Below are 12,583 nucleotides of genomic sequence, written 5' to 3'. Positions count from 1 at the left end.
GGACTACCTTGTCACCGACGTCCTGCCCGGTAATGCGGCAGTGCAGGAAGTAGTAGCCGGAGTCTTCTTCCGGGAAGTGCTTGCTTTGCGCCGTCAGCATGACGGTATCGTGGTGGCGGGAGTGCAATTCGCAATGATCAAAGACAGCCTTGGCGTCGCCGAAGATGTAGTCGACGTGCCCTTCGATATAGCAGTCGTGAAAGTACTGCCGCGAGGCAAGGCAGGCCGTGCGTCCCGGAGCAGGTGCGCTGCCATCTTTTGGAAGATTGTCGTGGCAGGTGCGGCTATTCGCGTAGAGGGTGTCCTGGGCGCCCAGGAGGCGCACGCGATCGAGCACCGCCTTATCTGAGCTCATAAGCAATGCCACCGCCTGAGATCCCTCCTCAAGGCGCTCGTGCTCCAACTCCCAGGTATTTTCTATGGTGAGGTTCTCAGCGGCAAAACCGTCGGCATCGACACTCACGCTTCCGCTCTTGCCTGTACCGCCGGCGGACTTGGCAGAATCATTCCAACTCAGGACGACATCCTGCGGCAGTTTGCCTGTACCGATCAGCTCAATATTTGGCGTGCCGACATGAATCTTCTCGCGGTACTTTCCTGGAGCGATGCGGATAATGGAGCCGTCTGACGGAGCATGATCGACTGCATCCTGCACTGTGCGGAAGTCGGCCTTGCCCTGCTTCGCGACAGTCAGAGTCCTCACGCCCCCTGCGGCCAGTGCGTACGAGGTACATACGGCCACTATCACCAGACGCCCCGTCAAGCGACAAACGTTCACGGAACCACTCCTTTATTGGATGAAATAGGTTCTGGTGCTTGAGCATTTTCCCTGTTGCCGGGTAGCCCGGAACTGGTGTGCAGCGGCGTTTTCATTGCGGAAAACGCCCATAGATGCGGAAGCCCTACTCTACACCTACAGGGAAATGCTCTAGTGTCCGTCGGTCGGTGCAGCCTGCTGCAGGACCGGGGTTGCGCCGTCTGGAAGCCCATTGACATTCGGCCCAAGCTCCACCTGCGTACGGATGACATTGTCCGCAACCATCCGGCCGAAGACCGCTTTGCCCTTGTCATTCAGGTGCGTCCGGTCTGGCTTCACTGCACTGCCGTTCTCGGCATTGGCGTCAGGATGAGTTGTCGCGTTGAACGCATCCGCCTCCTCCTGAGTCTTCGCCGACAGGAAATGTTGCGACAGGCTGAAGAGATCGACAAACGTCACCTTCTCTTCCGCAGCCATACGACGAGCCGCGGCCGAGTACTCGTCCAGGCCATCCTTCACCAGCCTGCCGTCTTTGTAGTTCCGGCGGGAAAGAGAGCTGACGATGATCGGAATACCGCCGATGGAACGGACATCCTGAATAAACCGCCGCAGGTTCTCGCTATACAAGCCATCAGGATCGGCGTGCCGCTTCGGGTCATCTTTCTGATCGTTATGGCCGAACTGGATGAAGTAGTAGCTCCCCTTCTCGTCCAGCGCCTTCTTCCACCAGCCTTCATCAATGTAGCTCTTCGTGCTGCGGCCGTTCTGCCCCAGGTCAACACAGGCGACGTTCGGTGTAAGGGTCGCACAGAAGCCCGGGCCCCAGCCTCCCTCAAGCGCAACCGTTGAATCACCGGTCAGTACCACCTTGAAGGGCGCCCCTTGGATGACACGCATGGCAAGCTGCCCCTCAGGAGGAAGCTCCGCCGCATTGGGCCGCACATACTGCTGCAGCGCAGGAACAGCTTTGCCGAGATCGACGGCGACGATGCGGCCGAAGGCATAGCTTCCCTGCCAATCGAGGTGCGTCTTGTCGGGCTGCAGTTTTCCGTCCTTGTCCTTCTTGGTGATGCCGAGCTTCAGTCCCGCCTGCTCTCCGATGCCGTCCAGATAGGCAATGCTCTCGGCCTGCAGATCAATAAGCGGCACCTGCATCTCCGTGGCAACCCGCTTCATGGTCGCGGCATGCGCCAGAAGATCGCTATGGACTTTGCCGTCCTTTTCGAAGTACCGGCGGGTCAACGGCGTCACCAGCACCGGCTTAATGCCATGAGCGCGCGCTTCCTCAACGTAGCGACGCAGATTCTTCTCGTAGTCCGCCATGGAGACCTGCCGATCCAGGTGCTCGGCCGTCTCCATATCGTTGTGCCCGAACTGAATCAGCATGTAATCGGGCTTCGTGCTCAGGCTGCGATCCCAGAGGCCGAGCTCGCGATAGGTTTTGGTGCTGGCGCCGCCCTTTGCCATATTCAGGCAGTCGATCTTCTCCGAGAGGTTGGCGCAGAAGCCGCGGCCGTAACCGGCGCTGTCGGTCTGCGTAGAATCACCGATCAGATCGACACGCACTGCGGTCCCCGGCCTGCGCTGGGCCGGTTGCGAACCGACATACGCATCTTCAGCGACAGCGCCGGTTACGACGGCACAGAGGAACAACGCGCCCAGACTTCTGGCAGCAATCCACATCATCTTCTCCTAGTCCTGGTACGGAACAAACTTGTTATCGCAGCTAAAGTCCATCTTCAACTTGGGCGTCGGCGTCGTTGGAGTCACGCCGGAACTGGTAAAGGTGAAGTTTGCGCCCTTCGGTCCAACGGTGATGGAACTGTATCGGGCACGCACCTGCTCCGGCTTTACGCCGCGCACGTCAACTCCATCCAAAGTCAATTCCGTCGGATGTTCGGCGTTAAGACCTGCAACCTGAACGATACCGGGAGTCAGGCTGATGAAGTTCTCAATCCGGATGCCCTTGTAGTCAGGCGTCAGCGGCCCCTTCATACCGAGATCGTCGATGCCGTCCGTCGTTTGTCCGTTATAGAACGGGCTGATGGAGATCGGCACGGGAACATTGCGCAGGCAGAGATTGCGATAGGTCACACCGCGCACCATGCCGCCGCGCTGCACGTTGCTCTTGATACGAACTCCGCTGGTTGTGTGATCGAGCGTCAGCGTATCCACCAGGATGTCCGACTCATCCCGCGCCTCGGAGCCCATCGACATGCCGTGGCCGCTGTAGAAGTGGTTGTCGATCACGCTCATGCGGTGCACGCCGGCCTTGATGGCAATATTGTCATCGCCATTGTCGATCCAGCTCTTGGTGACGGTGACGTTCTCAGAGCTTCCCGGGTCGATACCGTCCGTATTACGCGCATCTGTCCCGCGCACGGTGGGCGTCAACAGATGCACGCCCCACACGGTAAATCCGTTTGTGTTGTTCACCGCGACATGGAAGTTGGGCGAGTTATGCAGGCGGATGCGATACAGAACCAGGCCGTCGGCGTGGTTCGCAATCAATAACCGCGGTGCAGAGTACTTGGTATTCGTCGGCTCGGCCGCGCGCGACTGCTGCCACCAGCTATAGCTTTTGCCGATCAATCGGCTTCCGCCCCGTCCATCGATGGCTCCATCGCCCATAATCGCGGCATTCTTCACATCCTTCACGCTAATGAGCGGCCTGCAGGGCGAGCTGTCAGGACCGGAGGTACCGCATCCACCGGGCTTGGTGTCATAGAGCTTGGGATCGCTTGAACCGTAGAGCGTTACCCCTTTGTCCACCAACAGCGTGACACCTTCGCGCAGTTCCAGAGGGCCGCTGAGAAATGCGTTCTGCATACCATCAGCGCGCAGGGCTACCGCCTTTCCGCTGCCGCAGATGTCGAGCGCATGCTGAATGCGCTCCGTATCGAGCTTCTGCTCGTCTTCTTCCAGCAGAGCATTGTTCTCTGCGTGCAGTTTTGCCTTCAGTACCGTGCAGGCCGCAGGGATGACGGGCTCAGTGACATGGCGTGTGTCCTGTGCTGCAGCGGGGGCCACAGCGACGACACTCAAGGCAGCAAGCGAGAGAGCAAAAACAGCAGGACGGATCACGCAACTCCAATTCAAAACGGCAAGGGGATACACCCTAGGGCGTGCCTGAACTATAAGGATCGGGATTTCCTTCCGTCAAATCAAATCGAAACGTTTCTATATAGAAGCCGATTACGTCCCAGGCTGGCGGTAGTGGGCTTGTGCCGCAAATTTTCGTTCTTCCCCGCGAGGATCGGGGACAACTGACGGCTTATTATCCCAAGTCATCGTGAAACGCTTCGATAGATCATAGAAGGGCCACTGCGGTATCGCAGGGTTGTTTGGATTCCCGGTTCTGGCGTAGGCCAGCAGGGTTTCGCTCATGGCATCGGCCAACGGCTGGGCACGGCGCACATCGTCAGCAGATGCGCCGACCATCCCGGGCGCGAGTGCGAGGTTATCGAAGTAAAACGGGATATCGAGCGTATGCGGCGCGCCAAATTTTCCGCCTGCTACCGGCGRCGGCCAATTCATCTGATAAACCCAGGTGCGGCTTGCAGCGGGACTCTGCGCACGTCGCTCCGCTTCAATCACCTGCCCCGGCCATGACCGGAATGCAGTCGCCGCAGCAAAGAACACATCTGAGGGCGAGTACTGCGGATACCAGCCCCGATATTTCGCTACAACGTCCTTAGGATCGATAAAGCCGAGGAAGCTGCCAACGTTCTTCGTCAGCGCCGCCGGAACCTCCTCCCACGTCAGCGAGAAAAGAGCAGGCTGYGAGCCGCCGATCAGGCCGCGGGTCTCGTCATGTGTGTTTCCGAGGATCATGGGGACATTTGCGGAGAGCGGAGGCGTATCGGGATCAAACGGATGGCGCGGCAGCGCACCACCATCGACAACCGGAAGCCAGGCACTGCTGACACGCGCGGCTTCTTCCAGTGCCTCGAGCGACAGCGCATCAAGCTTCTGCCGCAAGTCGCTGCCGGGGACGTGATCCAACCCAAGCTTTGCCAAAAAGGCACGTGTACGTTCGCTAGCGATCTTCTTTGGGGCCGCGGTAACCTGCTGGCCGCTCATGCTCATGACGCGATGAAAAAGACCGTGCGCCGTTGGCATGGCCATCAGCGTGGCACACTTCGCTCCTCCACCAGACTGTCCCCAGATCGTGACCCGGTTTGGGTCGCCGCCAAAGCCTGCGATGTTGTCGCGCACCCAGCGCAATGCCAGCACCAGATCCAGCATGCCCACGTTCCCGGAGTCTGCATACACCGGATCATCCATCAGCTCGGCGAGATAAAGAAATCCGAAGGCATTCAGACGGTGATTGACGGTCACCACCACCGCGTCACCGCGACGGGCCAGCCGTGTTCCGTCATAGAGAGCCGCGTTGACGGTGCCGCTGTTGTAGGCCCCGCCATGGATATAAAACAGAACTGGCCGCCGTTCATGACCAACACGCGAAGGCAACGGAGTCCAGACATTCAGATGGAGGCAGTCTTCGCTGATCTCGCCTTCGTCGGGCGGCAGATGGTAGGTCTCAGCGTTCGTGCGTGTTTCTTCGCGGCGGGCGCGTCCTCCACCGAGCTGTGGAGATCGGTCTCCCCATGCTGTCGCATCGCGAATGCCTTTCCAGGGTGCTACTGGAATCGCCGGCTGGAAGCGGCGTGCCTTCGTATCAGCACCGTAAGGAATTCCCAGAAAGCCGGCGATGCCGTCGCGGACTGTACCGCGAACGTCGCCCGCAGTGGTGCGAACCACTGGCCTCGACCCGGTCGACGCCCATGCAAAGACTGATCGGGACGAAAGTAAGGCAGCGGCACCAAGCCCATGTTGCAGCAACTCACGACGACGCACTCCGGTCTCCCTCAGAGCCGCTCCGAAAGAGGAATGCGGCTCTGGTTCATTCTTGCCTTAGCTCAGGCAAAAGAACAAATGAGGCGCATCTTGAGGATGCGTGTTAGGAAGTCTGCATCACTGTGCGAAGCGTTGCCGCCGCAGACTCCGGTGTGATATCGCGTTGCGGCGAACCCAGCAGCTCAAAGCCGACCATGAACTTCCGTACCGTTGCTGAGCGTAGCAGCGGCGGAAAGAAATGCGCATGCAGAGTCCACTCCGGATGCGGTTCGCCATCCGAAGGAGCAGGATGAAAGCCCATCGAGTAGGGGAACGGCGTATCGAAAACCCGGTTATACCCTGCCGCAATCGTGTGCAGGATGCCCGCAAGTCCATCACGCTCTTCGGGGCTCAGATCCGTAAAGGATGCTACCGAGCGACGGGGCAGTAACAGCGTCTCGAAAGGCCATACCGCCCAGAACGGCACAACCACGACCCACGTCTCGTTCGAAGCGACAATACGTTCATCTTCTTCGAGCTCGGTGCTCAGGTACGTCGCGAGCAGCGGCTCCTGCGACTTCGCGAAGTATTCTTTCTGTGCGGCGAGCTCCGTTAACGGCTCGTTCGGAATATGTTCCGTGGCCCAGACCTGTCCGTGGGGGTGTGGGTTACTGGCTCCCATCATCGCTCCGCGATTTTCGAAGATCTGGACGTACTGAATCTCCGGACGAGCTCCCAGCTCCTCGGCCTGAGCGGTCCACATATCCACGACATTGCGAATCTTCTCGACTTCCATCGTCGCTAACGTGAGGTCATGCCGGGGATCGAAACAGAGCACACGGCAGATGCCCCGCTCCGTCTCTGCCCGCAGAAGGCCCTCTCCCAGGTCAAACTGCGCCTGCGGCGCATCCTGTTTCAACGCCGCGAAGTCGTTCTGAAAGACATATGTRCTCTCGTACTGCGGTGTGCGCTCTCCGTTGGCGCGCATGTTGCCTGGGCACAGATAGCACGTGGGATCGTAAGTGATGGGCGCGGGAACAGCCGGTGTCTCCATCTGTCCCTGCCATGGGCGTTGCGTGCGATGTGGCGATACCAGAACCCACTCCCGGCGTAGCGGATTCCAGCGGCGATGCGGAGTTTGCAACCAGAGTGTTTCCATCAGGCACGCTCCTTTGCCGCCAGCTTGACGGCTCCATCGACGGCATCGCAAACGTAGATTTCCGGATGAACGCCGAAGCGTTGGTGATATGCGTCCTTGATGGATGCCGTAAACGCATCCACATCTTCCTTGCGAACCAGATTTACGGTGCAGCCGCCAAAGCCGCCACCGGTCAGACGTGCTCCCACGCATCCCTGCAGGGTCATCGCCGTCTCAACCAGGAAGTCGATCTCTTCGCAGCTGCATTCGAAGTCGTCTCTCTGGCTGACATGCGAGCCCAGCATCAGTTCACCGAAACGCTTGGCATCCCCCGCAAGCAGTGCCTCACGTGCGGCCATGACGCGGCCATTTTCAGAGATCACATGGCGGCAACGTTTGTAGGCATCTTCCGGCATCTGGCCGGCACACTGCTCCAACTGTTCAAGCGTGGCATCGCCGAGATCGCGAAGCCCGGGGAAACGCTCCCGCAGCACCTGCTGCCCTGTCTCAACACCTTTACGGCGGCTGCCATAGTCGCCGGCGGCGATGGAATGTTTCACCAGAGAGTTGCAGGCAACGATCCGCAGATCCGCAAGCGCACCACTGATCACCGGTACCAGGTCGTAGGTCAGATCGCGTGTCTGCAGCAGCAGCGCATGCCCCTGCTTCGCGGCCGTAACAACAAACTGATCCATGATGCCGCACGGTGACTGCACAAAGATGTTCTCTGCTCTCTGGCAGAGCAACGCGATTTCGGCATCGGTCATCGTCTTGCCGCTGCGGTGCAGCATGGCAAGGCAGGAGGCGACCTCGATGGAAGCGGACGAGCTCAGCCCCGCGCCCAGAGGAACATTGCCACTGACGTCCATGACGAAAGGCGGTGGGGAGATACCAAGCTTTACCAGCTCGTGCAACACACCGACCGGATAGTCACTCCAGGCATGACGACGCTCCTGCAGGTCCTTCCAGCCTCCCTCGGCAATACCGGCGAACTGATGGCTGCGGAACAAATAGTGACGGCTGTCGCCGTCGGCGATCTTGACTTCGGTGTAGTACGGAATCGCGATTGGAAGCACATAGCCGCCGCTGTAGTCAGTATGCTCGCCCAGCAGGTTTACGCGCGCGGGAGCACGGAAGACGGTCTCGTGCTGAGTTGAAAACGATGTACTCAAAGGGATGTCACCCATTCCAAAAATAAAATTCAAGACAAGATAACAACGGCGGAGCAAGCTGCTCAGGTTATTTTCGCATCTTACCCGGTAACGTACACGAAAAGGAATACACCGAAAGATAGACCGAGAATTTTTCACTTTTATCAGCGATCGCTCAGCCGCTACTCCGGCAATTGGATGTCCTGATCCAACCCGTCGGCGAAGAGCGATAGATTGCTGCGAAGCACCAGATGCGGCGCCAGCCTGATAACCGGCGGAACCGTCTTCAGCCCCAACAGATGGGCATAGAGCAGCTCGATCGCCATACGACCCTGTGTAAACGGCCGCTGATGCACAGAGCAGAGAATCCGGTCGGTTTCAATAAGAGGGATCAGTTCCGGGAAGATGTCAGTCGTGACGATCTTCAATCGGCCCAGGAGCTTTGCCTCATCGGCGGCACGTAGCACCGGAAGGCTATTCGCTGTTCCCAGATAGATGCCGCCGAGATCGCGATGACGCCGAAAGAGCCTGCGTGCCGCCTGATAACCTTCCTCGGGGTTTTCGTGGGACTCCAATGGCGGCAGCAGCCTGAGATGAGGCGCATGAACAGCCAGCGAAGCGGAGAAGCCGCGCAGCTTTTCACTGTGGTCCTGGATGCGGAGGTCTCCGGCGATCATCGCCACCTTCGCTGCGTCGGGGAGCACACGTCCCAGCAGATCTGCAGCGATATTGCCGCTGACAGTGGCATCTACGGAGACGGACGCAATACGCCCCAGCAAAGGCGCATCGCTGCCGATGAAGAGAATCGGAGGAGCGTCCTCCCTGCGAAACAGCGCCGATAGAGCCGACGGATTGCCCGGGGCCAGCACGATGCCATCGAACTGTCGCCAGCGAGCCCGCTCCATGCACTCCACGTCACCGTCTCCCAGACGCGGGAAGCTGAAAAAGTGCAGCTCAAGAGGAGCCGTAGTCGTCAGACGTTCGGCAGCAAGACGCATTCCCGCTCGCATGGAATCGAAGAAGACGGCGACGCGTTCCGGGAGAAAGATGCCGAAGCGAAGCGTCCGTGAGAGCTTCAGGTGTCGCGCCGCGACATTCGGAGAGTAATTCAGCTTCTTCGCCATGCGCAGCACACGTTCACGTGTCTGCTCGCTGATACCGGGCCGGTTGTGAAGAGCACGGTCTACCGTGCCGATAGAAATGCCCAGCGCGGTTGCGATCTCACGAATGCCATTGGGTTTGGCTGGACGTCTGGGCACCCTTTCATCCTAAGGGCTTATTGACTGATAGGAGTAGCCGGTCGATAACTGCCGGTACCTCAGCGGCTGAAGCCGTCTCCTTAAGCAAGACGAACGACATCTGACACGTCGCCCAAGACTAGCCGCAGGGGCTGGTTAGGTACTCTCTCTGATCGAGGCGGCTTGTCATTGAGGTCACCGGCCCCAATACAGCGTCCATCGCTCGATGGAACGATTCGATGATGTCTTCTTCATCCTGTGCCGTCAGGCACGACGGAATCACGAGCAACTGGGTACGTTCAAAGAGATCGTCCGATGCAGGACATGCGCCTCGCTCATAGCTGTAGACCGAGTGCTGGTTTTCTGCCAGCGTCCAGGGAAAGCCGTGCTTGCCGGTCCCGATCTTCTGCACCAGCGAGGGGATGTTGTAGTAGACGTGCATGCCGTAGTTGGCCAGCAGAATATTGCTGGTGTCTGGCGACTTCGTGGTGATGCCGTGGAGCCGCATCAGGCGGTTGATCTCTCTCGCTGTATCCCGATGCGGGAAGATCGTCAGCAGGAAGCAACTGGTGTCGCCTGCCGGATCGATGCGGCGACGAAACGCGACCTGCTGGCGTGGATAGAGGGATTCAAGGATGCGGTTCTTACTGTGCCGCATGCGTTCGATCGTCGTCTCCACCTTCCGCAACTGCACCCGCAAGACGGCGGCACGCAACTCGTCCATGCGGACGCCGCGGCCCCAGCTATAGGAAGCGGCGTCATCCATCTGCAGTTCATCGGTATCGCTGCGCGAGTATCCCGAGTCCTGTATGGCCACCACCCGGCGATTGAGAAGTTCGTCGTTCGTCACAACCGCGCCGGCTTCGCCGACCGTCATGTTCTTGTTCAATTGGAAGCTGAAGATAGCGACGTCGCCGAAGGTACCGACGCGACGGCCGGCAACCGTGGCGCCGACACACTGCGCACAGTCCTCCAGCAGGAACACACTGTGGCGGTGGGCAATCGCCACCAGCCGCGGGATGTTCACCGCACATCCGTTCATGTGAACCGCGATAATGCCTGCCGTACGCGGGGTGATCTTACGCTCCACATCTGCAGGATCCAGGCCGAAGGTCTCGTCGATCTCAGCGAGTACCGGAATCGCTCCGAGATTCACGACCGCCGCAACCACTGAGACCCACATATAGGCGGGAATAATGACCTCATCACCCGGCCCAACCTGCAGCGCGCAGAGCGCGGTATGTAAAGCTGAGGTTCCACTGGTTACCGCAACGGCGTGTCGCACGCCGATAAACCGGGCAAACTCCGCCTCAAACGCAGAGACCTCATGCTGCGGGTTGAGGCCGTAGTAGCGATAGAGCGACTTGCTTCGGACAACCCGGACGGCCGCCTCGACCTCGTCCTCATCCATGGAATGAACGCCTGGATACTCATCCGGCAGAGGCCGTGTTCGGATCGGCTTTTCAGGATCGCGGATCATGCGACGGAAGCTCTCCTGCGCGCTGGTTCGAGTGGCGCAATTTGCGTATACGAAGTTGTAAGCCCCTTTACCAGCCCCCGTCAATCGGATTCCCACAGGCTTATACTTGCCATCGCGAAGGGAGATTCCTTCGCTTATGATGGTCACGATATGTCGCGCACCGGGAATGATAAAGAACGTGTCTCGAGCAGAAGACAGACCGAACTGGCTGTCCTGCAACTGATCCAGCGCGAACCCGCCATCTCCCGTGTCGAGCTGGCGCACCGCCTGGGTTTGAGCACCGCCAACATCACCGGCGTCGTGGGTGCGCTCGTTGAAAAAGACTTTCTTGTGGAAGAGATGTCCGCGGCCAAAGTCGTTGGGCGCAGGCGCATCTCGCTCACCATACATCCCGATCTCGGCAACGTGGTCGGCGTCGATATCGGAACCTTCAATCTCCGCGTTGCCGTTACAGACCTGAACGGCAAGCTGCTCGGCTACCGGGAAGAAGCCACGGAGATGTGGCGCGGCCGCGAAGCTGTCCTAAGCCGCTGCTTCCAGCTCATCGACGAGACTCTAGCTTCCTGCAGCATTCCAGTCAGCAAGGTTCTTGGTATTGGTGTTGCCTTCTCCGGCGTGATCGATGTCGCAGAGGGCATGGTGCTTTCCTACCCCAGGCTGGGGCACGCGGAACAGTGGAAGAATGTTCCCCTGAAGAAGCTGGTAGAGGACTATTTCGGTATTCCCTGCCTGCTGGAAGACAGCGCGCGCGCCGTTGCAACGACAGAACGGTTTCTGGGTGCGGGTCAGAACTTTCAGGACTTCGTCTATGTCGATGCCGGCATGGGTATCGGCGCCTCCATCTTTATCGGCGGCAGCATCTATCGCGGCTTCAACGGCAGCGCCGGCGAGTTCGGGCACATGACTGTCGATGAGAACGGGCCGCTCTGCCTGTGCGGCAACAACGGCTGCCTGGAGGCAATGGCCTCGTCTGCAACCATCATCGAATCGGTCCGCAGAGCCCTCAGCAAAGGCGTCATCTCCAAGACGCTGGAGATGGCCAATAACCAGATGGACCAGATCAGTATCGAGATCATCGCCAGGGCTGCTGAGGAGAATGACAGTCTCGCCTATCGCGTCCTCTCGGAGGCAGCATCGCATATCGGCGCATCCGCGGCCGACCTGGTGAACCTGCTGAACCCCGAAGCGATTATCTTCGGCGGCGCACTCTTCCGCGCCGCTCCCGTGCTGCTGCTGGATCAGATTCGCCGTGTCGTCCGTCAGCGCGCCATGGAAAAGTCAGTGAACGATGTTCAGTTGCTCTCCTCGCCGTTGGGCACCAATGCCGGAGCCGTCGGTGCGGCGCGCCTGACCGCGGCTGCCATGATCGACACGATCCATCATCGCCGCGGTGCAGAAGCGACTATACCCACCATGCCTCAACCGGCGGTTCCTGCAGGATGACGCGCGACAAGGTCGCGACCGCAGCCGCCAGCCCTTCGCGGATCGAGGCCAGCGCATCCTCGTGCTCGATGCTGATGACGTGGTCGTAGCCTGCCAGCCGCAACGCTGACGCAATCCGCTTCCACTCAAGCTCGTCATGTCCCCAGCCCACACTGCGAAAGAGCCATGAGCGCTCCTGCATGCGGGTATAGCTCTTTGCATCCAGAACACCCGTGCGAGCCACATTGCTAGCGTTCAGGGCAACGTCTTTGGCATGCACATGAAAGATGGCCTCTCCGAGATAGGCGATGGCCGCGGGGAGATCAATTCCCTGCCAGTAAAAATGACTCGGGTCCAGATTGATGCCGATGGACTTTCCTGCCTCGGAACGTAGTTGCATGGCGGTCTCAGGGTTATAGACACAGAAACCGGGATGCGCTTCGATCGCCACTCCAATGCCGTGATCGGCGGCGAATGCTCCGGCATCTTTCCAGTAAGGGATCAACTGCTGCTCCCACTGCCACGCCAGCATATCGCTGTACTCCGGCGGCCAGGGGG

General features: G+C 59.3%; 10 protein-coding genes. 1 reads left to right on the top strand and 9 read right to left on the bottom strand.

The window, feature by feature from the left end:
- The 8 genes from AB4043_RS01995 to AB4043_RS01960 form a co-directional block, all read right to left on the bottom strand.
- A partial coding sequence (locus AB4043_RS01995; RefSeq protein ID WP_442306402.1) for a pectinesterase family protein occupies positions 1–703 on the bottom strand: 703 nt, incomplete at its 3' end.
- Positions 704–928: 225 nt separating this feature from the next.
- Positions 929–2,443 (bottom strand): GDSL-type esterase/lipase family protein, encoded by a 1,515-nt coding sequence (locus tag AB4043_RS01990; RefSeq protein WP_442302623.1) that lies wholly within the window; start codon positions 2,441–2,443, stop codon positions 929–931.
- Between the two features lie 6 nt (positions 2,444–2,449).
- Complete coding sequence (locus AB4043_RS01985; RefSeq protein ID WP_442302624.1) at positions 2,450–3,841, bottom strand: glycoside hydrolase family 28 protein; 1,392 nt, start codon at positions 3,839–3,841, stop codon at positions 2,450–2,452.
- 111 nt (positions 3,842–3,952) lie between these two features.
- Positions 3,953–5,617 (bottom strand): carboxylesterase/lipase family protein, encoded by a 1,665-nt coding sequence (locus AB4043_RS01980; RefSeq protein ID WP_442306401.1) that lies wholly within the window; start codon positions 5,615–5,617, stop codon positions 3,953–3,955.
- A 103-nt stretch (positions 5,618–5,720) separates the two neighbouring features.
- Positions 5,721–6,755 carry a UDP-glucose--hexose-1-phosphate uridylyltransferase gene (locus tag AB4043_RS01975; protein ID WP_442302626.1) on the bottom strand — a complete coding sequence of 345 codons (1,035 nt, stop codon included), beginning with the start codon at positions 6,753–6,755 and terminating at the stop codon, positions 5,721–5,723.
- Positions 6,755–7,906, bottom strand: coding sequence for a galactokinase (gene galK / locus AB4043_RS01970; protein WP_442302627.1), 1,152 nt, complete (start codon positions 7,904–7,906; stop codon positions 6,755–6,757). Before galK ends, AB4043_RS01975 begins: the two co-directional genes overlap by 1 nt.
- Before the next feature lie 161 nt (positions 7,907–8,067).
- On the bottom strand, positions 8,068–9,144 hold the full coding sequence (locus AB4043_RS01965) for a substrate-binding domain-containing protein (RefSeq protein WP_442302628.1): 1,077 nt from the start codon (positions 9,142–9,144) through the stop codon (positions 8,068–8,070).
- Positions 9,145–9,262: 118 nt separating this feature from the next.
- Positions 9,263–10,603 (bottom strand): DegT/DnrJ/EryC1/StrS family aminotransferase, encoded by a 1,341-nt coding sequence (locus AB4043_RS01960; protein ID WP_442302629.1) that lies wholly within the window; start codon positions 10,601–10,603, stop codon positions 9,263–9,265.
- 150 nt (positions 10,604–10,753) lie between these two features.
- Here AB4043_RS01960 and AB4043_RS01955 point away from each other — a divergent pair, with 150 nt between their 5' ends.
- Positions 10,754–12,046, top strand: a complete 1,293-nt coding sequence (locus AB4043_RS01955) for an ROK family transcriptional regulator (protein WP_442302630.1) — start codon at positions 10,754–10,756, stop codon at positions 12,044–12,046.
- On the opposite strand, the gene AB4043_RS01950 is transcribed toward AB4043_RS01955, so the two are convergent.
- A partial coding sequence (locus AB4043_RS01950; RefSeq protein WP_442306400.1) for a sugar phosphate isomerase/epimerase family protein occupies positions 12,006–12,583 on the bottom strand: 578 nt, incomplete at its 5' end. The genes AB4043_RS01955 and AB4043_RS01950 overlap by 41 nt on opposite strands.

This window comes from Terriglobus sp. YAF25 (assembly GCF_052113305.1).
GTDB lineage: Bacteria > Acidobacteriota > Terriglobia > Terriglobales > Acidobacteriaceae > Terriglobus.
Note: the sequence above shows the minus strand (reverse complement) of the source record. Positions and strands in the feature narration are given on the sequence as shown.